This is a genomic window from Geobacter hydrogenophilus (genome assembly GCF_018501225.1).
GTDB lineage: Bacteria > Desulfobacterota > Desulfuromonadia > Geobacterales > Geobacteraceae > Geobacter > Geobacter hydrogenophilus.
In genome coordinates, this window is record NZ_JAHCZI010000001.1 from 324,317 (window position 1) to 347,210 (window position 22,894).

Below are 22,894 nucleotides of genomic sequence, written 5' to 3' on the forward strand. Positions count from 1 at the left end.
GACACGGCCATGATCCACTACTTAGCGATAACGATGCTTGCCGCGCTGCTTATGACCTCACCCTGCCTCGCAGCGGGCCTTGAGGATATCAGTGCCTACGGCTACGGCGGATACTTCTCCTGGCAGGAGTACAATGACGCCGGCAGCCGCGTGGCACGGGAGACCGGTCCCGTTTTCGGTGCCGGCGCCGCCGCGAGGGTGGACCTCCTCCAGAAATCCCTCATCCTGCATGGCAAGGCTGAACTGTTCGGGACGGTTGTTGATTACGAGGGGCGGACCCAGGGCTCAAACGACCCTGCTGAAAACAACCGACCCGTCGGCTCCGACACCCGCTATTTCGGCGGCAAGATCGAAGGGGATCTGGGATGGCGAGTCTCCTTCGACGGCGGGTCGCTGGAACCTTTCTTCGGAATCGGCTACCGGACGTGGCTCAGGGACATCGACAGCTCCACCTCGACCACCGAAGCGGGTACACGTTTCCCGGTCGGGGGTGCCACCGAGTATTGGGACACCATCTACACCCGCTACGGGCTCAAGGGAGAAGTCTCCATCGGCAACGAGACCGCCCTCTTCCTTGAGGCCGGCGCCAAGTATCCCCTCTACACTCGCAACGAGGCCCAGGACACCTCAGCCGGCGACGTCACCCTCGAACCCCGTTCCGACTGGTCTGCGTTCGCCGAACTGGGGATTCTCCACAAGGTGTTCCGTCCCGCCATCTTCTATGAGGGATTCCGCTTCAGGCGCTCCCCCGTTGAGGAACGGGGCATATTCCAGATGTGGCAGCCCAAGTCCGACTCGGACATTGTGGGTATTTCCTTCGCATATTCATTCCATTAAATCACTCCACTTCGACTGACGGGGCTTTGCGAGAAGCCCCGTTTTTTTACTGTTCACTGTATACATCCCGCATACACCCCTGCCGCATTACACAAAAATCCCCTAGTTATCGCAGTATCTTCCCTACCTGCCTCCCTTTGTTCCGCATAAGCTGTATTGGGAAAATATACACTGCCCTTCCCGCCCCCCTTCATCCTTCCCCTTGCCTAAAACATTGTCCAGCAATTTCGACCAGTTAGCACTGGCGCCCCCAATCAGGCGATTTGGCATACGCGGTGCATTATCGGAACAGTGCCCAACAATCGTTACAGAACCACAACAAAAAGAGGACGACCATGTCGCCTGACTTTCTGAATATCAGCTTCCCCCCCCTTGAGAACTTCTCCTCCCCGATTCTCTTGAGCGGTTTCGGCATGGAGGAGTTCCTCCTGATCTTCTTCGCCGGCCTCGGAACCATGGCGGTCGCCTGCCAACTGGTGCCGGGAGTACTGTTGTTCGTGTCAATGGTCAGAAGTATGTACTCCTGCTCCCGCACCGAAATGGAGCCTTCCGTGAAAGGAGTGGAACAGGTCTAGCTCGAAGGGGTTGAGTACAATCACCCATTGTGATGGTTCATGGGCCGTTCACCGCTATCGATGCCACCAGGCTGACTGTATAGCGGAGGGCGGCTTTTCTGTTTTCATTATCCGCTCCCAATGCAATCTTGTGCGGATGTGGTACAGTGTAAGCCATGATAACTATTGAAGCCTTTAGAGGAAACTCAACCCAGGACCAACTGGTGGAAATCGTGGAGCGGAAGGGGAAAGGCCATCCCGACTTCATCTGTGACGCGGCCATGGACGCCGTCTCCGTGGCCCTGTCCCAGGAGTATATCCGGCAGTTCGGCCGCATTCTCCACCACAACATCGACAAGAGCCTCCTTGCAGCTGGAAGCGTGGAAAAGCGGTTCGGCGGAGGCCGGGTAACCCGTCCCATGGAACTCATCATCGGTGACCGGGCCACGTTTTCCGCGGGAGATCGGCAGATTCCGGTGACGGAGATCGCCCTGGGCGCCGCCCGTGAGTGGTTCAGAAAGAACCTCCGTTTCGTGGACCCGGAGTTGCACGTAAATTTCCGAGTGGTGCTGGCACCGGGATCGGAGGAACTCACCGACATTTTCGCCCGACCGGGGGAAGTCATGGCGGCCAACGACACCTCGGCAGCCGTGGGCTACTGGCCCCTCTCGCCGACAGAACTGGCGGTCCTCTCCCTGGAGCAGCACCTGAATTCCCGGGAGTTCAAGGAGCACTTTCCCGAGACCGGCGAAGACATCAAGGTCATGGGGCTGCGCTCCGGGAACGATCTCGAGCTGACCGTGGCAATGCCGTTCCTGGCGCGTTTCATCGAATCGGAAGGGGAATACTTTGCCAGAAAAGGAGTGGTTGAGAGGGAAATTGGTGAATTTCTCACGGGACTCCCCGGTTTCGGCCGAAAAGGGGTTCGCCTCAACGCCCTTGACGAACCGGGACGCGGGCTTGGAGGCGTCTACCTGAGCCTTCTGGGCACCTCGGCGGAAGACGCCGATTCGGGCCAGGTGGGGCGCGGCAACCGGGTCAACGGGATCATTGCCCTGGGGCGTCCCCTCGGCACCGAGGCTGCTGCCGGCAAGAACCCGGTGAGCCATGTGGGAAAGATCTACAACATCCTTGCCCACCAGCTTGCCCAGGAGATCTGTGAGGAACTGGAGGGGGTCAGAGAGGCCCACGTTCTCTTGTTGAGCCGGATCGGCACCCCCATCGACCGCCCCCGCATGGCGGCGGCCCAGTTGCTGCTGAAAAAGGGAATTCGGCTCGGCGATGTTTCGGCAAAGGCCGAGGAGATCATCGGCCAAAGGCTGGCTGGTATCAACGGATTCTGCATGGAATTGGCGGCGGGACGCTATCCGGTCTGCTGAACAAACTCATTCCATTTTGCATTCAAGATGACACCACAGCGGCGAGGAGGAAGCGACGCAGGCGTAGCGTACTCAAGGGTACGCTGAGGAGCTGACGACGAAGCCAACAAAGGTGCTTGAATGCGAAATGGAATCACATGAGCATCGACAGGAGCACCTGCACAATGAGAATCTTCCCGATGGTGGCCACCGGGTAGACGGAGGCGTAGCCGATGTTGGGGAGATCGTTGCCGGTCTGCTCCAGGGCATAACCGAGAACCGCGGGCTGGGTCTGGAGGCCGGCCACCATGCCGATGAGGATCCCCATGGGAATCTTGAGGAGCCGGTGGCCGACCAAAAGGGTGGTAAGGGCTGCAAAGCAGGTAACCACCGCCCCTGCGGCGAAGATGGCGAACCCGCCCCCCTTGGCAAGGGTGGAGACGAAGCCGTAGCCGGCCCGGGTGCCGATGCCGGCCAGGAAGAGGACGAGACCGATCTGGCGCAGCGTCATGTTGGCGCTGTAGGGGAGACTCCAGATCATTCCTCCCGAGCGGCCGATGGTTCCGAGGACGAGCGCCACGATAAGGGGACCGCCGGCAAAGCCGAGTTTAAGCGTTACCCCCCCCGGCAGGGGAAACGGCACGATGCCGAGCAACAACCCCAAAGCAAGTCCCAGGCTGAAGGTAAGGATGTCCACTTCGGAAACCGCCCGGTAGGAGTCGCCGAACAGGGCCGTCACTTCCCCCATCCGGTCGCAGTGGGTAACCACCCGGACGCGGTCCCCCAACTCCAGCACCATGTCGTCGTGGGGAAGGAAATCGTCGTCACCCCTCCGGACCCTGGTCACCGTAGCGCCAAACCGTTCGAAGAGATTCAGGCTTCCCAGGCGCCGCCCGGCCACCCGCGGATTGGAAACAAAGATCCGCCGGTAGTCGATCTCGCTCCGGTCCGCGGAAATCTCCTCCTCGCTCATCTCGCCGAGAACCTCCGCCACCCGCTGCAGTTCTCCCTCGGCCCCCACTGCCAGCACCAGGTCCCCCGGCCGGAAACGGACCACGGGCCCGGTCAGGAGATATTCTTCGCCCCGCTTGATCCGGCCAAAGACCACGTCCCACTTCTGCTGCCGGGAGAGTTCCGCCACGGTCTGCCGGCTGGCCAGGGGCCAGGTGACCCGGATGGTTTTGGATCTCAGGCTCTCGGTGGCGGCACCGGCGATCTTGAACCGTGTCGCCTCATCCGCGTAATCGATCCGCCAGAGTTTCTGCACAAGGCTGATGGCGAGCACTACCCCCATCACCCCCATGGGATAGGCGATGGAGTAGCCCACGACCGGTTCAGCCAGAAACTGTTCCATGAGATTCTGCGGCGCCAGGTGTTTGATGGTTTCAAGGGCGCCGGCAAGAGCCGGGGTATTGGTGAGACTTCCGGCAAAGAGCCCGGCGGTCACGGTTCCGGGAAGTCCGAGAAACCGCTGGGCCGCCACGGTGAGGGCCGCTGCGAGCACGAGAACCCCGAGGATGAGGAGGTTGTTCCGCACCCCATCCTGTCTGAGCGACGCCACAAAGGCCGGCCCGCTGGAGAGCCCGATAGTATAGACAAAGAGGGCAAGCCCCAGGACGTAGACAATTTCGGGGAGTTTCAGCTCCGGATGGAGAGCGCCGATGCCAAGGCCCACAAAGAGCACTGCCGCCACGCCGAGACTCGATCCCCGGATTCGAATCCGGCCGAGGGGATACCCGATGGCGGCGACCATGAAGAGGAGGAGGAGCGGATTATCGATGAGTACCTTGATCATTGGCGGTCACATCCGCAGTGTCGGCTTGATGTTGTCGGGGACAAAGCTTTCGGCGATCCGCCATCCCCTCCCGGGCACGTAGACCGGCTGGAGTCGACATGCTATGAAGCCAAGCAGATCAAAGGGTTCGGGGAGTTCGGGCTCGATCTTCACCACCCGGAAGCCGACCAGGTCCCCCACGCCGGGAGACCGGAACGATTCCTTGAGGGTACAGACCTCGACCAGCCTGCCACCCTCGCGGTTGGCCAGCCGGACAAGGAAAAGCTGCTCTCCTTCAGGGCCGGTCCCCCGCCGTTCCTCCACCAGGGCAGGGATGACCGCCTCCAGAAGCATCCGGTTCTCCAGGTTGCGGCAGGCATAGCCGAAGGCATCCTCGGTACTCCCGAACTCGATTGGCTCGCCGACCTTCTTCTTGAACAGCCCGAACATGGTTCCCCCTTAATCGCCCTTCTTGCCCGGCGTCCTGAGAAAGACGACAATTGCTCCGCTACCGCCCAGTTCCCGAGGTGCAGGGGCAAACTCGGCCACCTTCCCCTTCCCGCGCTCCCGAAGCCACGAAAGGACCGCGCCCTGGAGGACCGGCTCCCCCGGCGAGTTATTCCCTTTGCCGGTAATGACGAGAACCGCTTTCTGGTCGCGGCGATGGGCAGCAGCAATAAAGCTCTCCAGGCTCTCCAAAGCTTCTTCCTTGGTGAGTCCGTGAAGGTCAAGCTCCAGGCCGATGCGGATCTGGCCGCTTTTCAGCTGCTTGAGTCGGCTCACCGGACGGAGGGTCTCCCCCTTTTCTTCCGGCAGGTGGTCGCTGAAGGTGACATCGAGCCGCAGGTTCGAAATGGCGTCGGCAAACACACGGTGCTCCTCGGCCTCCTGCCGGCGGCGGATCTCTGCCGCCTCTGCCAACTCGCGGGCGCCCGGCGCCTTCTCTCCCCCCTTCTTCGGCGACGGTTCCGCCGCAGGACGGATTCGCCGCACGTCGGCCATCTCGCGCAGGAAAAGGGAGAGATCGTCGGGCTCGGCGGCTCGCTTTGGTGGTGGGGGGGCGGGTGCCTTGGCCGGTGCCGCATCCCGAGCTGAGGCATCATCGGGCTTGAGCCCCTTGAGGGCAGCAAAGGGACGCGCTGCGAACTCCCTGGGCTTCTGTTCCGTTTTCGAACTCTTCTTTTTCATGGGCGGTCAGGCGCATCCCGGGGAACGAGGACAATCTCGATCCGGCGGTTCTTCGCCCTCCCCTCCTCGGTGTCATTGGAAGCCACCGGACGGTATTCGCCGTTGGCCACCGCCACGAGGACCGTCGGGTCTATGCCCTGACCCTGCAGATAGCGCGCCACATTAATGGCCCGGGCCGCCGAGAGCTCCCAGTTGGTGGGGAAGCGTTTTGTCAGGTTGCCGACAATCTGGACGTTGTCCGTGTGTCCCTCGATGCGGATCATCTTGTCCTGAACCCCCTTCAGGATATCGACCACCTTCGCGAGAACCTCCATTCCTCCCTGCTTCACCTCCGCCTTGCCTGAATCGAAGAGGATGGCATCCACCATGTTGACCGTCAGTTTTCCCTTGAGCTCGGAAATGGTCACCTGCCCCTGGGCGATCTCCCCCTTCATGCGGTCAAGGAGATCTTCGTAGGTTTTGCTTACCTCCCGGACTTTCTCCTCCCTGGCTTTGCGGATTTCGGCGATCTCCGCCTTGAGCCGGGTGTTCTCGGCCTCCAGATCCGTCACCTTCTGCCTCAGGTCGGCGACACTCTGCGACAGGGTATCGGTCTTGGAGCGAAGCACCTGTTCCAGCTCTTTATTGTCGGCGCCGAGCTTCTCCTTCTCCTTTGCCAGTCCGGCCGCCTCCTCCTTCACCTTGGCAAGCTGAGCCTTCAAAGCGCCATTCTCGGCGGAGAGTTTCTGATGCATTTCCTGAAGGGTGGCGGCTTCCCGGCCGAGGGTATCGGCCTCCTCCGCTTTCTTCAGGTATGTGCTCTCGGCCACAAGGCACCCTGAGTGGGAAAGGCTGGTGAACGCCAACAGCATCAGAATCACAATCCGCTTTGCCATTAAAACCTCCTCGGGTACGGAAAAAAACCGCGATGCGCAAGCATCACGGCACGGTCATGAGAAAATATACACCGGCACCACGGCCGCCGCAAGCACTAGAACCTGGGGAATCCAAAGACGACGGAAGACCCGGCCCATGTCAGCCTCGAAGTATTCCCCCGTCAACACGAGGCAGAGATGGACCGGCGAGAGCATCACCCCGGCGAAACCGCTGCCGAAGGCGAGGGAGAGAAGCCCAAGGGAAGGGATGTCTCCCCCCATGAGCGGCATCAGGATGGGAAAGGTAATCCCAACGAAGGCCACGGTGAGTCCCGTCATCACCCCCGCCAGGAACGGAATGGCCGTAATGATGACGAGCACGGGCAGGCCGCTCGCCACGAAAAAATGCGATATGCCGTCCAGGGCTCCGGTGAGCCGCAGGGTTTCCTGGAAGATCATGATCCCGAAAATAAGGGAGAGGGCCTTAACGGAAACACTCTCCCTGAGTGTCGTCACGATTCTGGCCGGTCCGTAGCGGTGGACCGCGAAAAGAAGCCCTGTCATTCCCCCCATGGCCGCCACCGGGTTGACCTGCAGCACCACCACAAAGATGAGCGTCGCCAGAATGGGTGCCACTGAAATGATGAAAGTGCGCAGCGCCCGGCGCTTACCCACCGTTTCCCCCACGGGCACCGGTGCGGAACCGACTCCCCGGAAGCAGAAGAGGACTCCCCAGAGGATCACGGAAACCGCAAAGGCACTGTTCGCCAGAACGATCTTCTGGTAGGGGATGCGAGAGAGCCCCGCCACCAGGATGATGCCGGGATAGAGGGGTGAGACATACTCCCAGACGTGACGGTACCAGTAGTTGATGAACGCCTTCTGGTCGGCGGGGAGCGTCAGGTGGGCAGAGGCCTCCCGCACCATGGGGGCCGAGAAGACCGCTCCCCCCGGAGAGGGCAGCATCCCGATCATGGCAGGCATGGCGCCCATGATGAGGCGGGAGTCGGGGAGGATCTCCGAAAGGCTCGCCACCATCCGCCTCAGGGTGCCGGTCGTGCGGAGGATATGCTCCATGATCATGGTAAAGACGAGGGTGGCCGTCATTTCCAGGGCCCTTGGTGACGCAAGGGCCGTCCAGACACCGCCCAGGAACCGAAGGGGCGGAGTGAGGTAGGAGAACGCCAGGAACGCCGCCCCCAGGGCCATGACCGCTCCCAGGTGCCACCTGCGGCGCACCATCACGACCACGGCGACGAGAACGGCGAGGGTTTTCAGGAGATCAATCATGCACCGTACCGATCAAAAGGAAAAAGGGACGCCAAACCGTCCCTTTTTCCGTAATTACACTGTATGCCTCCGAGAGCGGCTATCTCCTGACCACCCGCCTCTTCATCCCCCCCATGGCCGCCATTTGCTGCTTCATGACGACACCCTGGCGCTCCAGGTGGAACTGGAGCCACATCTCGCCGTAGACCTTCATCTTCATCTTCTTCGTCTCTTCGAGGGACTCCAGGTTCGCCTTCAGCTTCTCGTCGCCGGGGAGCTTCTTGATTCCCCGTTCCAGAACCGCCTTGGCCTGGCCGATGTCGTCGCATTCGGTCCAGCAGTAGGCGTAGAGCGCCCAGAGAAGGGACTCCTTGGGGCTCCACTGGACCGCCTTCTCGAAGGTCTCCTTCATCTTGTCGCGCTTGTTCCGCTTCATGTAGGTGACGGCCAGCATTCCCATGGAGACCCAGTTCTTGGCGAAGGACTTTTCCAGGTAGGGAAACGCGGTTGAGAAGTCCCGCTTCAGAAAATAGATCATGCCGATCTGGGAGTTGATCTGCCCATCCACGTACATCTGCCACTTGCCGTACTTGAATGCTTCCTTAAGCTCGCGGATCGCCTTGTCCACCCGCTGGGCCTGGATGTCGCGATTGGCGGTCTCCATGATCTCCAGGATCTTCTTCATGATGACGCGGGAGATGAGGAGGAACGAGGCGCCGAACAGGATGAGCCCCACGAGGATGGCCCACCACCAGGCCGACGATCCCGCGGCGATGAAGATGATGATGATTGCAATGAGGGCTATGCCGCCGGAGATCAGGAAGTTATACATAAAAATTCATGTCCTTTCATGCTGCGTAGAGCTTGGCCTGTTTATCCGTTGTCGTCGCCGGACACCGGAACCATGGAACCCTTTTTCTCCACGTACTTGGCAACGATAATCCGCTTGCCGGGGCGAAGGGCAAGTTTTCCCTTCAGGTTGTTCCAGGCGGTGAGAATGCGGGACGAGATATTGAATTTCTTTGAAAGCGACGCAATCGTGTCGCCCTTTTTCACGGTGTAGTACTTGTTGAACCCCTTGGCGCTCTCCTTGCGCGGAGCATCGGCCTTCGCGGTCTGGACCGCCGGTTCCTTGTCGGCAACCACCGGCACGAGGAGGGTCCGCCCCCGCACCTTGGCGGAGACCTTCAGCTTGTTCACCTCGGCCAGGGCCTGGGGGGTGGTGCCGTAACGGCTGGCGATTGACGCGAGGGTATCCCTCTTCTTGGCCCGGTAGCGGGCGTAAACGACCCGCTCGACGTAGCGCTGGCCCTCGGGAAGTTGCGCATAGGCCTGCTCGAAGGCCCTCTTCTTGCCAACGGGAATCTTAAGCTCGTAGCCGGGGTAGTCCGGGGGAGTGCACCAGCGGCGCAGTTCGGGATTCAGCTCCTTGACGACCTGATAGTCCACATTGCAGAGCCTCGCCGCCACCTCCAGATCGGTGCGGGAGGGAATCGTCACCGTGTCGAACTCAATGGGGGGAAGGTAGGCAACGTCGGCAAAGCCGTAGCGGGCCGGCTCCTTGGCGATAATGGCGGCGGCCAGGAGCTTCGGCACGTATTCCTTGGTTTCCCGCTTCAGATATGAACCCTTGGAGATCTCCCAGAAGTCGCGGGTATTGTAGCGATCAATGGCCCGCAGGATCTTGTTCTCCCCCGCGTTGTACCCTGCTGCCGCCAGGTACCAGTCGTTGTTGAACATGGCGTAGAGCTCTTTCAGGTAGAGGGCCGCCGCCACCGTCGACTTGAGGGGATCCCGCCGCTCGTCGATCCACTGGTCTATCCGCAGATCATAGCGCTTCCCGGTGCCGGAGATGAACTGCCACGGCCCCACGGCGCTCGCCACCGACACCGCGTGGGGGGTGAAGCCGCTCTCTATCATGGCGAGGTAGACCAGATCCTCGGGAAGGCCGTTTTTCTTGAGGACTTCCTTCATCATCGGAATATAGCGTTCGGAGCGGGAAAGCCAGCGGGTAAAAGACTTGCGGCCGGAGGTCTGGAAGTAGCGGATGAAGTATTCCACCTGGCCGTTGAGGGTAAGCGGAATATCCGAGTCGGGGAGCGGACCCTCAGGAATCTTCAGTTCAAAGTCGTTTTCGGAGATCCCTTGGTCTTCGATGACGACGAGGTCTCCCATGGAGGGTTCAAGGGAACCGGACCTCCGGCCGGGGCGCGAGTCGAACCCGGAGGGAACGGCCCCCGAAAGGTCGGGAAGCGAGGAGGCATTACCCAGCGCGGCCAGTTCCTTGAGGGGTGAGTTACGGGTTTCCGATGCCAGGGCGGGAAGAACCGGAAAGAGACATATAACGAGGAGGAGAAGTGCTTTTTTCATGAAAAACCTTCCACGCATGGCCGTAGCGGCCGGATGTGGGAAGTAGTGCCGGACGGAACCCACATTATAGGGAATCGGGGCATTGGTGTCAAGATTGGGGGGATGAAGGCCAGAAACGGCGCTCCATTTCCTGGAGGAGCGACTCCAGGCTTGGCGGATCCACGGCGCTGACGGTGATGGCGTTGAAGCGCCGGGATAGCTGACGGACCTTCATGAAGCCGAGGGGGCTCTTTTTCTTCAACTCCGGCAGAAGATCTACTTTGTTGAAGACCATGAGCCGTTGCTTCTCCCCCAGGTCCAGCTCCTCCAGGATCGTCTCCACCTGGTGGATCTGCTCCTCCACGCGGGGATTGGTACAGTCCACCAGATGGAGCAGGAGATCCGCGTCCTGCAGCTCCTCAAGGGTAGCCTTGAAGGCCCCCATGAGGGACTTGGGAAGGGAGCGGATAAAGCCGACCGTATCGGTGATGATCACCTCCCGTTCCCGGGGAAAGCGGAGCCGCCGGGTCGAGGTGTCGAGGGTGGCGAAGAGGAGGTTTTCGGTGAAGACGTGGCTGCGGGTCAGGGCGTTGAGAAGGGTTGATTTGCCGGCGTTGGTGTAGCCGACGATGGAGACGATGGGGAGCCCGGCCCGCACCCGCTTCTGGCGGCGCTGCTGGCGTCCCCGTGACAACTCTTCAAGCTCCCGCTCCAGCTTGGCGATCCGATCGCGAATTCGCCGCCGGTCCGTCTCCAGCTTCGTTTCGCCGGGGCCCCGGCCGCCGATCCCCCCCATGAGGCGCGACATCTGCACCCCCCGTCCGGTGAGGCGCGGCAGGATGTATTTGAGCTGGGCCAGCTCCACCTGCACCTTTCCGTCAAGGCTCGTGGCCCGGCGGGCGAAGATGTCGAGGATGAGCTGGCTCCGGTCGATGACCTTGAGCTCGGTCATCTCGGAGATGGAGCGAACCTGGGCCGGGGAGAGCTCCTGGTCGAAGATGAGGATCGTCGCTCCCAGCTGGAGCGCCCGGATCACCACCTCCCGCATTTTCCCCTCCCCCATGAGGTAGCGGGGGTTGAACTGCCGGGGGCGCTGGATCACCACGTCGAGGACGGCGACCCCGGCGGTGCGGGCCAACTCCTTCAGCTCCTCCAGGGAGTCCTCGGCCTCCTCACGGGACTCTTTCGTGACCGAGATGAGAATGGCCCGCTCTCCCGAAGCAGCAACCTCGCGGGCCTCGGTGGCCACCGCCTTCTCCAGCTCCCGCTCCAGGTGCGATACCAGGGAACCGAAATCCATGCGGAAGGTGGCAAGGGGTTCGGACGCCTCCACCCGGTAGGGGTGGGCAGCGCCGGCGGTGGGGGTGAGGGAGGCAGTCTGGATAGCGACCCGGCGGTCGTCCGGGTGGAGCTGGAGGATCGCCATGAGGTCGAAGCGCAGGAGCGCCAGGTCGGTCAGGTCGTCCTCGGAGAAGGACTCCCCCTTGAGGTGGGTGTGGATGTAGCGGAGCCCCCGCAACAGGCGGCGCCCCAAAGGGTAATCGGACAGTTCGGGGATGAATATCCCCTTCTCGTCACCGACGATCACATACTCCACGGCCCCGTGACGGTCGATGAGAACTCCGATCTGCCGCCGGATCTCCCGCGAGATCTCCACCATCCGCCCTGCCAGCTCGGCGGTGATGAGCTCGTCGGGGGGGACGCGGCGCCGGTAGAGCCGCTCCAGGGATGCGATCTGATTCGGCTTCAGGCCGATGAGGTTGCCGTGCAGTTGTTTGATATTCGCTCCGCCTTTACCGGTTCCCGGTTTTACAGCCCGATGATGTTATAGCCGCTGTCCACGAAGTGAATCTCGCCGGAAACGCCGCTTGAAAGGGAACTGGCCAGATAGACGGCCGCCCCGGCCACCTCGTCCTGGGTGATGTTGCGGCGAAGGGGCGCCTTTTCCGCCACGTGGCCGGCGATCTGATTGAATCCCCCCACCCCGGATGAGGCCAGGGTCTTCAAGGGGCCGGCAGAAATGGCGTTCACCCGGATCCCGTCGGAACCCACGGCCTCGGCCAGGTATTTGACACTCATCTCCAGAGCGGCCTTGGCCACCCCCATCACGTTGTAGTTCGGGAAAACCTTCTGGCCGCCATAGTAGGTAAGCGCGAGAACACTCCCCTCCCTTCCCTCCATGAGGGGGTGGGCTTCCTTCATGAGGGCAATGAGGGAATAGGCGCTTATATCGAGAGCAAGGGTGAACCCCTCGCGGGTCGTATTGAGGAACGATCCCTTGAGCTCCTCCTTGCCGGCGAAGGCGATGGAGTGAACGAGGACATCGATCCCTCCCCACGCCCTTCCTATCTTATCGAAGACATCCTTTATCTCTGCGTCGTTGCGCACGTCACAGGGGAGCACGAGGGACGCCCCGACGCTCTCCGCCAGGGGGATCACCCGCTTCGCCACCGTCTCGTTGGCATAGGTTACGGCCAGTTCGGCCCCTTCGCGACGGAACGCCTGGGCAATGGCCCATGCGATGCTCTTCTCGTTGGCGATACCGAAAATGACCGCCTTCTTGCCATCCAAAAGCCCCATTCAGATTCCTCCTGAAACAGAGACGGCGCTTTCCGGCGCCATCCATTTCGTTCCTGACAATGTTGATAATCTTCTCGGCGACAAGGGAGTTCAACGCCCGGTCCGAGAGCCGGTCAAGGGAGCCCCGCAGGCAACTCGGGCACCACAACAACAGGGGGGGATAGTAATAAAAAAACCTATTTTTGGCAAGACATATGGGGTATTTGGTGGCAAACTACTCGAAGGGGTAATCACCATGATCGACACGTTCAACGCGGTTATCGAGGGAAGTGAGCGTCTGAGCGGTCTCGCCGACGTGGACGAGGTAGTGAAGGACCTGTCCCGACTGCTCAAGAGGCTGGTCAAGAGCAGATGGATTGCCGTTTATTTCTTCGACCGGGAGCGACGCGATTTCGCACCGGCCAGAAGCTACGGCCTTCCCGCCCGCTTCGTCCCCATCTTTCGGGATATGCCTCTCGCCCCCGACAAGATCCCCCTTCTCAAGGGGCTGCTCCAGAAGAAACAGCACCTGCTTCTGTCCGACCCGGGCGTGTCGCACCTTATTCCCCAGAAGTTGAGAAAGCTCCTGCGCAACCTGACGCTGCTGGCCGTGCCGATGGTGGCCCGCAACCAGGTAATCGGGGCGGTCTTCGTGGCCCGGTCCAGGGAACTCCCACCCTTTTCGCCCGATGAAGTGGCGGTGATCCGCGACATGACCTCCCACGCGGCCCTTATTGTTTCCCACATTCAGCTCTTCGACGAATCCCTCGACATGGCCCTGGATCTGGCGGGGCGAATCGACGTGATCCTCACCCTCGACGAGATCAACAAGGCGATCTCCTCATCCCTTTCCAGCGACAAGATCCTGGGAACCGCCATGGAGCATGTGGAGCGGATAACAGGGTGTGAATTCGTGGCGATCCTCCAGGTGGAGGGGAGCAAACTGGCGATCATGGCATCCCACGCCGGAGAGCTTCCGATCCCGGACATTCTCCGCGCCGGCTCACGGCTTCCCCGGGGGCGATGCGCCGCGTGGAATGCCCGCCGAAACGGACGCAGCACGAGCGTCGTTTTCGTGGGGAAGACCGAGGGGATGCCCCCCGTGGACCAGGCACTCTACTCCCTCGGCATCCGGTCGGTTCTGGCCATTCCGCTGGTAGTCCGGAATGAGGTAAAGGGGGTACTCCTTCTGGGGGACACCGAGGCGGGGAAATTCGCCCGGGGGGAGACCTTCACCATCGAGAAGATCGCATCCCAGATGGCGGTGGCTCTGGAAAACGCCCGGCTCTACGAGGACATGCGGAGCCTCTTCATCAACACCGTGGCAAGCCTCGCCAACGCCATCGACGCCAAGAGCCCCTGGACCAAGGGGCACTCGGAACGGGTCATGCACATCGCGGCCCGCATTGCGAAGGAAATGGGGTTTTCGGAACAGGAGGTGGAGAAGGTGCGGCTCGGCGGCCTCCTTCACGACATCGGCAAGATCGGGGTGATCGAGGCGGTCCTGGAAAAACCGGCGGTCCTCTCAGACGACGAGTTCCCCCCGCTTCGGGCCCACCCGGAGAAGGGGGTTGCCATTCTCTCTCCCATCGCCCAGTTGAACGACGTTCTCCCTGCCATCCTCCACCACCACGAGCGCTATGACGGCACCGGCTATCCCAAGGGGCTCAAGGGGGAGGAAATCCCCCTCTCGGCACGGATCGTTTCGGTTGCCGACTCCTTTGACGCCATGGTGTCGGAGCGTCCCTACAAAAAAGGGTATACCATCGGCGAGGCCATTGCCGAGTTGCGCAGGGAGGCGGGGAGGCAGTTCGACCCGAAGGTGGTGGAGTGCTTCTGCCGTTACCTTGAACGGACCATGGGGAGGGAACTCTCCGGAGACTTTCCGGGGGCGTTCAAGAAGGTTTCGGGAGGGTAGCCTCGCCCTTCATTGCCGGCCCCCCTCCCGAAGCCGTTCTTCGATGGCGGCAAGGCGCCGGTCGATGGACTCAAGGAGCACATGGTTCTGTTCCACCTTCCCCTTTATGGCAAGAACCACGAACGGCATGACAAGCCAGACCACCGTCAGGACCAGGCCGAGAATCCACATCATCACCATGAAACCGCCAACGATTTCCATGCTCCCCCCTTTTATCGCCCGACATCCGCTCCTGAAGGGTAATTCCCGCTCCGCCCAATGTCAATCGCAGGAGTCTGCCCCCTGTCATCGGCGGGAAAAATTCCTTGCCTTTTTTGCCCCCCGTGCTACCATGCTTAAATTTTAAGCACACCATCGCCACGCGAACAGAAATAACAATGCTCAACCCCCTGGCCATCGGCTCCCTGACCCTGGCAAACAATCTGATCCTCGCCCCCATGGCGGGAATTACGAACCTCCCCTTCCGGCTTCTGGCCCGGGAGGAGGGGGCAAGCCTCTGCTTCACCGAGATGGTGAGCGTGAACGGCCTTGTGCGGGAGGGGCGCAAGACCTTCGAGCTTCTGCGAAGCGTGCCGGAGGACCGTCCCCTGGGGATCCAGCTCTTCGGCGACGACCCGCAGCTTCTGGCCGAAGGGGCGCGGATGGTAGAGGGGCACGGCGACCTCATCGACATAAACATGGGGTGCCCGGTCAAGAAGGTGGTCGGCACCGGGGCCGGCAGCGCCCTGTTGCGGGAGCCGGCAAAGGTCAGGGCCATCATTCGCGAGACGCGCCGCGCCACGCGCCTTCCCCTGACCGTCAAGATTCGCAGCGGCTGGGTCTGCGGCGAGGCCAACTTCCTGGAGATCGCCCGGATCGCCGAGGAGGAGGGGTGCGACGCCATCACCCTCCACCCCCGGAGCCGCGCCCAGATGTTCGAAGGGCACGCCGACTGGCAGAAGATCGCCGAGATGAAGCAAAGCGTGAAGATTCCCGTGATCGGCAGCGGCGACCTCTTCACCGCCGCCGACGTCACCGCCATGCTGGCCGAGACAGGCTGCGACGGAATCATGGTGGCCCGGGGCGCCCTGGGGAATCCGTGGATCTTCCGCCAGACCCTGGCCCTCCTGGACGACAGGGAACCGGACGCACCCTCCACCGGGGAGCGGCTCCGCGCCGCGCTCCGGCACCTGGAGCTCTTCACGGAGCTGAGCGGCGAGCGGGTGGCCTTGCGGGAGATGCGCAAGCACTTCGGCTGGTATTCCCACGGCCTGTCCGGCGCTGCCCAGTTCCGCAAGGCCGTCAACATCATCGAGGGCAAGGAAGCCCTTCTCGAAGCGCTGCACCTCTTCTTCGCGCCGGAGGCGCCATGAGTCCGGAAAGCACCAACGAAGCGTTCCTTGCCACCATCATCGACAGCGTCGGCGACGGGGTTATCGTCATCGACCTAGAGGGGCGGGTCACCCTCATGAACCCCGCGGCCGAGGAGATCATCGCCATCTCCCGGCGCCAGGCCCTGGGGCACCCCTTCGCGGCCCTCCTCGGCAGTCAGGAAATTCTGCTGGAGATGGTCGCCAAGACCGCCGCCACCTGCATGACGATCTCCGACAACGAGAATATCGTCATCAGGAAGGCAAAGCAGCTTACCCCGGTCGCTGCCACCACCTTCCCGCTCCTGCGGCAGAACGGCGAGCCCATCGGCACCATCCTCATGCTGCGGGACCTGACGAACATCCGGGAACTGGAGGATGCGGTCCGCCACGCCGACCGGCTCTCCACCCTCGGCACTCTTGCCGCCGGCCTGGCCCACGAGATCAAGAACCCTCTGGGGGGGATCAAGGGTGCGGCCCAGCTTCTGGAGATGGAACTTCCCCCCGAGAGCGAACTGCGGGACAACGTCCGGGTCGTGGTCCGGGAGGTGGACCGGGTCAACCGGATCGTGGAGGAGCTCCTGGCACTCTCATCGCCCCGGAAGCTCCAGCTCACCAAGGTGAACCTCCACAAGGTCCTCGGCGACATCGTCACCCTCCGGAAACGGGCCACGGAAGGGAAGTCCGTCACGTTCCAGCAGCAGTTCGACCCGAGCATTCCGCCGATGCTGGCCGACGAAGGGCTCCTGACCCAGCTCTTCCTGAACCTGATCAAGAACGCCGTGGAGGCGGTGGACGAGCGGGGCACCATCCGCGTCGCGAGCAGGGTCATCTCCGACTACAGCATGACCCAGAAGGGGGAGCGTCGCTCCCGCATGGTGGCCATCGACATCTGCGACGACGGCCCCGGCATCCCCAAGGAACAGCTGGAGCAGCTCTTCACCCCCTTCTTCACCACCAAGGCCAAGGGGACCGGACTCGGCCTCGCCATCTGCCAAAAGATCGTCACAGAGCACCGGGGCATGCTCAAGGTGGAGTCGGACCCGGGCACGGGGACGACGTTCACGGTGATGCTGCCGTTGATTCAGTAAATTCAGGGGAGGACTCCCCGTTTCGAGGTTTATCATGTTATTGCATCGCATACTTGTTGCCGATGACGAAGAGAGCATGCGCTGGGTCCTCTCCAAGGCCCTGCGGAAAAAGGGATTTTCCGTGGATCTCGCCCGGGACGGCGAGGAGGCCCTGCGCCTCATCCAGTCCGGCGACTACGACCTGGCGATCCTCGACATCAAGATGCCCGGCATCTCGGGGCTCGATCTCCTGGACCGGGTGAAGGAGCTGAAAAGCGATCTCCTCATGGTGATCATGACCGCCGAGGCGAGCATGAAGAACGCCGTGGAGGCCATGAAGCGCGGCGCCTACGACTACATCACCAAGCCCTTTGACCTGGACGTGATCGACGCCATCATCGAGAAGGTGAACCGGGCCCGGGAGCTCACCTCCCAGATGTCGATCCTCCGGGAGGAGTTGAAGGACCGCTACCTGCTGGAGAAGAACATCGTCGGCAACTCCCCGGCCATGCGGGAGGTCTACAAGACCATCGGCAAGGTGGCACCCAGCGACGTGACGGTGCTGGTCCAGGGAGAATCGGGGACCGGCAAAGAGCTCATCGCCCGGGCCATCCACTTCAACTCCAAGCGAATCGGCAAGCCATTCATCGCCCTGAACTGCGCGGCCATCCCCAAGGAGCTCCTGGAGAGCGAGCTCTTCGGCTTCGAAAAGGGAGCCTTCACCGGCGCCGTGGAGCGCAAGCTCGGCAAGTTCGAGCAGGCCAACGGCGGCACCATCTTCCTCGATGAGATAGGCGACATGCCCCTGGACCTCCAGGCGAAGATTTTGCGGGTCCTCCAGGAGAAAGAGGTGACCCGTACCGGCGGAAGCCAGAACATCGCCGTGGACGTGCGGATCGTGGCCGCCACCAACCAGAACCTGGAAGAACTGGCACGCGCCAAGCAGTTCCGGGAAGACCTCTACTACCGCCTGAACGTGGTACCGATCCACCTGGTGCCGCTGCGGGAGCGCAAGGAGGACATCCCGGTCCTGGTGGAGTACTTCCTCCACAAGACCTGCGCCGAGCTGGAGGTCCCCGGCAGGACCTGCTCCCCCGAGACCATGGCGCTCCTCACCGCCTACTCCTGGCCCGGCAACGTGCGGGAGCTGGAGAACACCATCAAGCGGGCCGTGATCCTCTCCTCAGACCCGCTCCTCACGCCGGCCGATTTTCCGGGGCTCCGCATCCAGCGCACCGGCGATGCCGTGGCCACCGACGAGCTGTCACTTGAGGCCCTGGTGGACATGAAGCTGCGGGCGAGCCTCACCAATCTGGACAAGATGGAGACCGGCGACATCTACAACCTGGTCCTCAAACAGATCGAACGCCCCCTCATCCGCTTCGTCCTGGAAAAGACCCGGGGGAACCAGGTAAAGGGGGCCGACATCCTCGGCATCAACCGGAACACGCTCCGGAAGAAAATTCAGGAACTGGGCATCGAAATCAGGAGAGACTGAAAGGAGGGTTAACCAGATGGGCATCATGGACACGTTTTTTCTCGATCGCAACCAGGCGGTACTCGTCGTCGTCGACGTACAGGAGAAGCTCTGCGCGGCCATGGACCCGGAGGTCCTGGCGCAACTCACGAAGAACACCGGCATCCTCCTGGAGGCGGCCAAGGAGCTCGGCATCCCGGTGGTGGCCACGGAGCAGTACGTGAAGGGGCTCGGCTGCACCGTCCCGGAGCTGCGGGAGAAGATTGAGGGGGCCGCCTTCGAGAAGATGGCCTTCAGTTGCTGCGGCGACGAGGCCTTTCTGAACCGGCTGGCGGAGCTGGGGCGCAAGCAGGTGATCGTCACCGGCATGGAGACCCATGTCTGCGTCCTCCAGACGGTCCTGGAGCTTCGAGAGCGGGGCTATCACGTCCATCTGGTGAAGGACGCGGTCATGAGCCGCAAAAAAGGGAACTGGAAGGTGGGGGTCAACGCCGCAGCCGCGGCCGGCGCGGCCATCACCTCCACCGAGGCGGCTCTGTTCCAGTTGCTTAGGGTGGCCGGGACCGAGGAGTTCAAGAAACTGTCGAAGCTGGTACGATAGACAATCGGTCCACAGCCGTCGTAAAAAAAAGAGCCGCCCCGAGGGGGACGGCTCTTTTTTTTGCGTTTCTATCCGGGTGCCGCTCAGCCAATGAGCCGGCGGGCGATGATGTCGTGGTTCAACCACAGCGCCGGGGCCTGGGGGCTCCAGGAATGATCGAACATGAGGCGTCCCACCGCCTGAAAGACGGCCTTTGAGAGTTCGGCGCAGACGATGTTCTTGGGGTCGGCGCTCATGGCCATGAGCTCGTCGGAGACGGTGAGCATGAGGCTCGCCTGCTCCGCGGTATTGTGGTGGGGCCACTCCCCGTAGGTCCCGAAGGAGTTCAGGACCGGCGACGAGAGGTAGGCCTCGGCCTTGGCCAGGAGGGCGTCGAGGGTCTCCCCTTCCTTCAGGAGCCCCTGGCAGGCGTCCCAAATGGCCTTTGCCGCGGGACCGTCCCCTTCCTTCCGCAGGGCGGCAAGGAGCGGATAGAGGGATATTTCCACCCCCAGGAAGAGAGCGCTGGAATTGGTCTGGATCTCGGGAGAGTTGTAGACCGTGGCTTTCACCCCTTCCTGCCAGGCCTTCGCGGCAACCTCCTCCAGGCGGATCTTGGCCCATCCCTGGAGGTACGGGGTGTAGGACTGCCACCGGTATTCTCCGTCGATGAGCACCGCGCAGCCGTGGTAGCCGAAGGCCGAGTAGGAAATGCGGAACCCGGTCCCCTCCACGCAACTCCGAAGCCCGGCGGTGGCGGCGATGAGGGCACCGAAGGTGTCGGCGGTCACCTCGTCGAAGGAGAGGGAGCAGAACTGCCCCACGTCGGATTTCCAGAAGGGTCCTGACGCCAGGTACCGGTCTCCCTGCCCCTTGAATACCCGGTTCAGGATCGGCATAAGGGTCCTGGCCCGGGGAATGCCGCCGGCCATAGTGTGGGCGATGAGGACATTAGCCCCGGCAGGGATGAGCCTTTCCAGCTCTTTCGTAAAGAGGGCCAGATTCTCCCGGAAGCGGGCGAGCCCCTTTTGGCGCGATTCCTCGATGGCGGCCATGTCGAGCCGCGTCTCCACAACCGTGTCGGGCTTCACCCCCTTGAGGCGGTCGGCAGGGGTGAGGCCGTCGGCGGCCGGCTCCAGGTCGAAGCCGGCTTCCAGCGGCACGTTGATGATCTTCCCACCCAGGTTCGCCTCGGCCTCGGCAAGCTCCTCGGGGGTGAGGGGACGGAGCGGTCCGTTGTTGTCGCGGCGCCCCACGGTGGCGCCGATGATGGTCATGCCGGCTTTTTTCGCCTCGTCGACGATGCCGTTGGCGTACCCCCGGCCGAAGAGTTCGCCGAAAAGGACAAAGGCATCGCCCTTCCCATAGCCGGCGGTCGCGGGAATCTGTTTCAAAGGGTTGTATTGGGTCATTAGGAAAACTCCTTTAACTAATCTTTCTCTTCCACGTCCACGATCACGCCGTGTCCGAAGCAGACACCGCGCTTGGCGCTCTTGATGAAATCCAGGAGATAGCGGACGTCATCGGTGATATTGAGAGTGCGCTCCGCCTCGGCAAGGGCGTTCTGCATGTTGAGCCCCGAGAGGAAGAGGAGCTTGAAGGCGTTCTTGATGGCCCGGATGCGGGCCTGGTCGAAGCCGTTGCGCCGCAGCCCCACGAGATTCAGGGCCTTCACCGTGTGGGTGTCGTCCATGATGCAGAAGGGGGGGACGTCGCGGGAGGTGCGGGAGAGCCCACGCATCATGGCGAACTTGCCGATGCGGCAGAACTGGTGCACCACGCAGTTGCCGGAGATGATGGCCCGGTCCTCCACCACCACATGCCCAGCCAGGAGCACCCCGTTGACCAGGATGATGTTGTTCCCCAGCACGCAGTTGTGCCCCACGTGGGAGTTGACCATGAAGAAGTTGTTGTCGCCGACCACCGTATTGGTTCCCGGCCGGTTCCCCCGGTGGATGGTGGCACCCTCGCGGATGATGTTGCTGTTGCCGATGATGGTCCAGCTCTCCTCACCCTTGTAGCCGAAGTCCTGGGGATCGTGCCCCACGATGGCCCCGTAGTGGATCTGGTTGTTCTCGCCGATCCGGGTCCAGGGGCCGATGACGGCGTTGGCCATCACCTTCGTGCCGGCGCCGATGGAGGAGTGATCCCCCACGATGACGTTGGCGCCGATCTCCACGCCTGCGGCGATCGTGGCGGAGGGGCTAATCTGTGCTGAGGGGTGGATGCTAGTAGTCATGACGTTTCTCCAGGTTTTCGAACTTGGTGTACTGGCCGTTGAACAGGAGCCTTACCGTTCCGATGGGGCCGTTACGCTGCTTGCCGATGATGATCTCGGCATCCTTGTCATGCTCCTTGGTGCAGGAGCCGTCCCGCTTCTTGCAGTCGTCGCAGTAGACGGCGTCCCGGTAGACGAACATGATCACGTCGGCGTCCTGCTCGATGGCGCCCGATTCCCGCAGGTCGCTCATGATGGGGCGCTTGTCGGTGCGGCTCTCCAGGGAGCGGTTCAGCTGCGACAGGGCCACCACCGGCACGTCCAGTTCCTTGGCCAGGGCCTTGAGGGAGCGGGATATCTCCGAGATCTCCTGCTGGCGCGATTCCGTACTGGAGCCCCGCATGAGCTGCAGGTAGTCGACCACTATGAGCCCCAGGCCGTGCTCCGCCTTGAGGCGCCGGCACTTGGCCCGCATCTCCAGCACCGGGATGGCCGGGGTGTCGTCGATGAACATCTTCGCCTTGGCGAGCTTGTCGGCCCCGCTGGTCAGCTTGTGCCAGTCGGTATCCACCAGATGGCCGGTCCGCAGGCGGCTCGCGTCGACCCGCGACTCGGAGCAGAGAAGCCGCATCACGAGCTGCTCCTTGCTCATCTCCAGGGAGAAGATGGCCGCCGGCGCCGGGGTGCTGGCGTGGGCCGCGGCATGCTGGGCAATATTGAGTGCAAAGGCCGTCTTACCCATGGAGGGACGGCCGGCGATGATGATGAGGTCCCCCCGCTGGAAGCCTGCAGTCATCTCGTCCAGGTCGTAAAAGCCGGTGGGGACGCCGGTGACATGCTCCTTCTTCTCGTAGAGGGTCTCGATGTGCTTGAAGGTATCCTTGAGGATGGTGCCGACCGGCGTGAAGGCGGGGCGGAGCTTGTTGTCCGATATCTCGAAGATGGTCTTCTGGGCCGCGTCGAGAAGCTCATCCACGCCGGTCTCCACGTCGTACCCCTTGGTGACGATGTCGGTGGCCGCGGTGATGAGGCGGCGGGTGATGGACTTCTCCTTCACCATCCGGCAGTAGTAGGCAATGTTTGCGGCAGTGGGAACGTAGTCGACGAGGGTGGCCAGATACGCGGCCCCTCCCACCTCCTCCAGCTCCCCGGAGCGCTTCAGCACATCGGTGAGGGTAATGAGGTCGCAGGGCTCGTTCCGGGTGGAGAGGTCCACCATGGCCCGGAAGATCTTCCGGTGGGTCTCCCGGTAGAAGTCGTCGGCCTCGATGATCTCCAGGGAGCGGTTGATCGCCTCGTTTTCGAGGAGAATCCCGCCGAGGATCGACATCTCGGCCTCAAGGCTCTGGGGAGGTACTTTTCTCAGGTCTACCGCGGACATGGCCTGCCTTGGAACGTAATGGAAACAAATACTGGGAGAGGATCGAAGAATGAAGCACTATACCCCGCGCCGCCTACCGGGTCAACGATTTTGACCCGCCTTACCATCGCCGAAAAATAAAGGCGAGGCGGCCAACCGGCCTGCCTCGCCCAATACCTT

21 protein-coding genes are annotated in these 22,894 nt (G+C 62.0%); 8 read left to right on the forward strand and 13 right to left on the reverse strand.

The annotated features are described in order from the left end of the window. Window positions 1-9 precede the first annotated feature (9 nt). The 3 genes from KI811_RS01425 to KI811_RS01435 all read left to right on the forward strand — a co-directional run bounded on the left by KI811_RS01425 (window position 10) and on the right by KI811_RS01435 (window position 2,770). The gene (locus tag KI811_RS01425; RefSeq protein WP_214184703.1) at window positions 10-837 is read left to right on the forward strand and encodes a hypothetical protein; all 828 of its coding nucleotides are present in this window, start codon (window positions 10-12) and stop codon (window positions 835-837) included. Window positions 838-1,172: 335 nt separating this feature from the next. Continuing rightward, the gene (locus KI811_RS01430; protein ID WP_214184704.1) at window positions 1,173-1,412 is read left to right on the forward strand and encodes a hypothetical protein; all 240 of its coding nucleotides are present in this window, start codon (window positions 1,173-1,175) and stop codon (window positions 1,410-1,412) included. Window positions 1,413-1,567: 155 nt separating this feature from the next. Further along, complete coding sequence (locus KI811_RS01435) at window positions 1,568-2,770, forward strand: methionine adenosyltransferase (RefSeq protein WP_214184705.1); 1,203 nt, start codon at window positions 1,568-1,570, stop codon at window positions 2,768-2,770. 133 nt (window positions 2,771-2,903) lie between these two features. On the opposite strand, the gene KI811_RS01440 is transcribed toward KI811_RS01435, so the two are convergent. The 9 genes from KI811_RS01440 to KI811_RS01480 form a co-directional block, all read right to left on the reverse strand. Next, window positions 2,904-4,544 (reverse strand): aspartate:alanine exchanger family transporter, encoded by a 1,641-nt coding sequence (locus tag KI811_RS01440; RefSeq protein ID WP_214184706.1) that lies wholly within the window; start codon window positions 4,542-4,544, stop codon window positions 2,904-2,906. Between the two features lie 6 nt (window positions 4,545-4,550). Further along, window positions 4,551-4,973, reverse strand: coding sequence for a hypothetical protein (locus KI811_RS01445; protein ID WP_214184707.1), 423 nt, complete (start codon window positions 4,971-4,973; stop codon window positions 4,551-4,553). 9 nt (window positions 4,974-4,982) lie between these two features. Next, entirely contained in the window at window positions 4,983-5,711 is a 729-nt protein-coding gene (locus KI811_RS01450; protein ID WP_214184708.1) for a Smr/MutS family protein, read from the reverse strand. Then, window positions 5,708-6,586, reverse strand: a complete 879-nt coding sequence (locus KI811_RS01455; protein WP_214184709.1) for an OmpA/MotB family protein — start codon at window positions 6,584-6,586, stop codon at window positions 5,708-5,710. Before KI811_RS01455 ends, KI811_RS01450 begins: the two co-directional genes overlap by 4 nt. Before the next feature lie 54 nt (window positions 6,587-6,640). Continuing rightward, window positions 6,641-7,855, reverse strand: coding sequence for a DUF401 family protein (locus KI811_RS01460; RefSeq protein WP_214184710.1), 1,215 nt, complete (start codon window positions 7,853-7,855; stop codon window positions 6,641-6,643). A gap of 79 nt (window positions 7,856-7,934) precedes the next feature. Next, window positions 7,935-8,666 (reverse strand): tetratricopeptide repeat protein, encoded by a 732-nt coding sequence (locus KI811_RS01465; RefSeq protein ID WP_214184711.1) that lies wholly within the window; start codon window positions 8,664-8,666, stop codon window positions 7,935-7,937. A 41-nt stretch (window positions 8,667-8,707) separates the two neighbouring features. Continuing rightward, window positions 8,708-10,204: a lytic transglycosylase domain-containing protein gene (locus KI811_RS01470; protein ID WP_214184712.1), complete on the reverse strand. Its 1,497-nt coding sequence runs from the start codon at window positions 10,202-10,204 to the stop codon at window positions 8,708-8,710. Between the two features lie 88 nt (window positions 10,205-10,292). Then, complete coding sequence (gene hflX, locus KI811_RS01475) at window positions 10,293-11,933, reverse strand: GTPase HflX (protein ID WP_214185118.1); 1,641 nt, start codon at window positions 11,931-11,933, stop codon at window positions 10,293-10,295. Window positions 11,934-11,992: 59 nt separating this feature from the next. Then, entirely contained in the window at window positions 11,993-12,763 is a 771-nt protein-coding gene (locus tag KI811_RS01480; RefSeq protein WP_214184713.1) for an enoyl-ACP reductase FabI, read from the reverse strand. Between the two features lie 235 nt (window positions 12,764-12,998). Here KI811_RS01480 and KI811_RS01485 point away from each other — a divergent pair, with 235 nt between their 5' ends. Then, the gene (locus tag KI811_RS01485) at window positions 12,999-14,660 is read left to right on the forward strand and encodes an HD domain-containing phosphohydrolase (RefSeq protein WP_214184714.1); all 1,662 of its coding nucleotides are present in this window, start codon (window positions 12,999-13,001) and stop codon (window positions 14,658-14,660) included. A 9-nt stretch (window positions 14,661-14,669) separates the two neighbouring features. On the opposite strand, the gene KI811_RS01490 is transcribed toward KI811_RS01485, so the two are convergent. Then, window positions 14,670-14,861, reverse strand: coding sequence for a hypothetical protein (locus tag KI811_RS01490; protein ID WP_214184715.1), 192 nt, complete (start codon window positions 14,859-14,861; stop codon window positions 14,670-14,672). Window positions 14,862-15,037: 176 nt separating this feature from the next. Between KI811_RS01490 and dusB the strand changes: the two genes are divergently transcribed. The 4 genes from dusB to KI811_RS01510 are packed head-to-tail and all read left to right on the forward strand — an operon-like array spanning window position 15,038 to window position 19,157. Then, entirely contained in the window at window positions 15,038-16,012 is a 975-nt protein-coding gene (dusB, locus tag KI811_RS01495; RefSeq protein ID WP_214184716.1) for a tRNA dihydrouridine synthase DusB, read from the forward strand. Further along, the gene (locus tag KI811_RS01500) at window positions 16,009-17,100 is read left to right on the forward strand and encodes a two-component system sensor histidine kinase NtrB (RefSeq protein ID WP_214184717.1); all 1,092 of its coding nucleotides are present in this window, start codon (window positions 16,009-16,011) and stop codon (window positions 17,098-17,100) included. Before dusB ends, KI811_RS01500 begins: the two co-directional genes overlap by 4 nt. A 34-nt stretch (window positions 17,101-17,134) precedes the next feature. Continuing rightward, window positions 17,135-18,577, forward strand: coding sequence for a sigma-54-dependent transcriptional regulator (locus KI811_RS01505; protein ID WP_214184718.1), 1,443 nt, complete (start codon window positions 17,135-17,137; stop codon window positions 18,575-18,577). Between the two features lie 16 nt (window positions 18,578-18,593). Continuing rightward, window positions 18,594-19,157: a hydrolase gene (locus tag KI811_RS01510; RefSeq protein WP_214184719.1), complete on the forward strand. Its 564-nt coding sequence runs from the start codon at window positions 18,594-18,596 to the stop codon at window positions 19,155-19,157. An 83-nt stretch (window positions 19,158-19,240) separates the two neighbouring features. On the opposite strand, the gene KI811_RS01515 is transcribed toward KI811_RS01510, so the two are convergent. The 3 genes from KI811_RS01515 to dnaB are packed head-to-tail and all read right to left on the reverse strand — an operon-like array spanning window position 19,241 to window position 22,735. Next, complete coding sequence (locus tag KI811_RS01515; protein WP_214184720.1) at window positions 19,241-20,548, reverse strand: enoyl ACP reductase FabMG family protein; 1,308 nt, start codon at window positions 20,546-20,548, stop codon at window positions 19,241-19,243. Window positions 20,549-20,565: 17 nt separating this feature from the next. Beyond that, entirely contained in the window at window positions 20,566-21,375 is an 810-nt protein-coding gene (gene lpxA / locus KI811_RS01520; RefSeq protein ID WP_214184721.1) for an acyl-ACP--UDP-N-acetylglucosamine O-acyltransferase, read from the reverse strand. Beyond that, window positions 21,365-22,735, reverse strand: coding sequence for a replicative DNA helicase (gene dnaB, locus KI811_RS01525; RefSeq protein WP_214184722.1), 1,371 nt, complete (start codon window positions 22,733-22,735; stop codon window positions 21,365-21,367). The genes lpxA and dnaB overlap by 11 nt, the downstream gene beginning before the upstream one ends. Window positions 22,736-22,894 lie beyond the last annotated feature (159 nt).

Bases quoted from the DNA above. Each gene is read 5' to 3' on its own strand.
- KI811_RS01460 (WP_214184710.1), bottom strand. From the start codon at position 7,855: ATGATTGATCTCCTGAAAACCCTCGCCGTTCTCGTCGCCGTGGTCGTG.
- KI811_RS01455 (WP_214184709.1), bottom strand. From the start codon at position 6,586: ATGGCAAAGCGGATTGTGATTCTGATGCTGTTGGCGTTCACCAGCCTT.
- lpxA (WP_214184721.1), bottom strand. From the start codon at position 21,375: ATGACTACTAGCATCCACCCCTCAGCACAGATTAGCCCCTCCGCCACG.
- KI811_RS01515 (WP_214184720.1), bottom strand. From the start codon at position 20,548: ATGACCCAATACAACCCTTTGAAACAGATTCCCGCGACCGCCGGCTAT.
- KI811_RS01490 (WP_214184715.1), bottom strand. From the start codon at position 14,861: ATGGAAATCGTTGGCGGTTTCATGGTGATGATGTGGATTCTCGGCCTG.
- KI811_RS01445 (WP_214184707.1), bottom strand. From the start codon at position 4,973: ATGTTCGGGCTGTTCAAGAAGAAGGTCGGCGAGCCAATCGAGTTCGGG.
- KI811_RS01470 (WP_214184712.1), bottom strand. From the start codon at position 10,204: ATGAAAAAAGCACTTCTCCTCCTCGTTATATGTCTCTTTCCGGTTCTT.
- dnaB (WP_214184722.1), bottom strand. From the start codon at position 22,735: ATGTCCGCGGTAGACCTGAGAAAAGTACCTCCCCAGAGCCTTGAGGCC.
- KI811_RS01430 (WP_214184704.1), top strand. From the start codon at position 1,173: ATGTCGCCTGACTTTCTGAATATCAGCTTCCCCCCCCTTGAGAACTTC.
- KI811_RS01465 (WP_214184711.1), bottom strand. From the start codon at position 8,666: ATGTATAACTTCCTGATCTCCGGCGGCATAGCCCTCATTGCAATCATC.
- KI811_RS01505 (WP_214184718.1), top strand. From the start codon at position 17,135: ATGTTATTGCATCGCATACTTGTTGCCGATGACGAAGAGAGCATGCGC.
- dusB (WP_214184716.1), top strand. From the start codon at position 15,038: ATGCTCAACCCCCTGGCCATCGGCTCCCTGACCCTGGCAAACAATCTG.
- KI811_RS01510 (WP_214184719.1), top strand. From the start codon at position 18,594: ATGGGCATCATGGACACGTTTTTTCTCGATCGCAACCAGGCGGTACTC.
- KI811_RS01480 (WP_214184713.1), bottom strand. From the start codon at position 12,763: ATGGGGCTTTTGGATGGCAAGAAGGCGGTCATTTTCGGTATCGCCAAC.
- KI811_RS01435 (WP_214184705.1), top strand. From the start codon at position 1,568: ATGATAACTATTGAAGCCTTTAGAGGAAACTCAACCCAGGACCAACTG.
- KI811_RS01425 (WP_214184703.1), top strand. From the start codon at position 10: ATGATCCACTACTTAGCGATAACGATGCTTGCCGCGCTGCTTATGACC.
- KI811_RS01485 (WP_214184714.1), top strand. From the start codon at position 12,999: ATGATCGACACGTTCAACGCGGTTATCGAGGGAAGTGAGCGTCTGAGC.
- KI811_RS01450 (WP_214184708.1), bottom strand. From the start codon at position 5,711: ATGAAAAAGAAGAGTTCGAAAACGGAACAGAAGCCCAGGGAGTTCGCA.
- KI811_RS01440 (WP_214184706.1), bottom strand. From the start codon at position 4,544: ATGATCAAGGTACTCATCGATAATCCGCTCCTCCTCCTCTTCATGGTC.
- KI811_RS01500 (WP_214184717.1), top strand. From the start codon at position 16,009: ATGAGTCCGGAAAGCACCAACGAAGCGTTCCTTGCCACCATCATCGAC.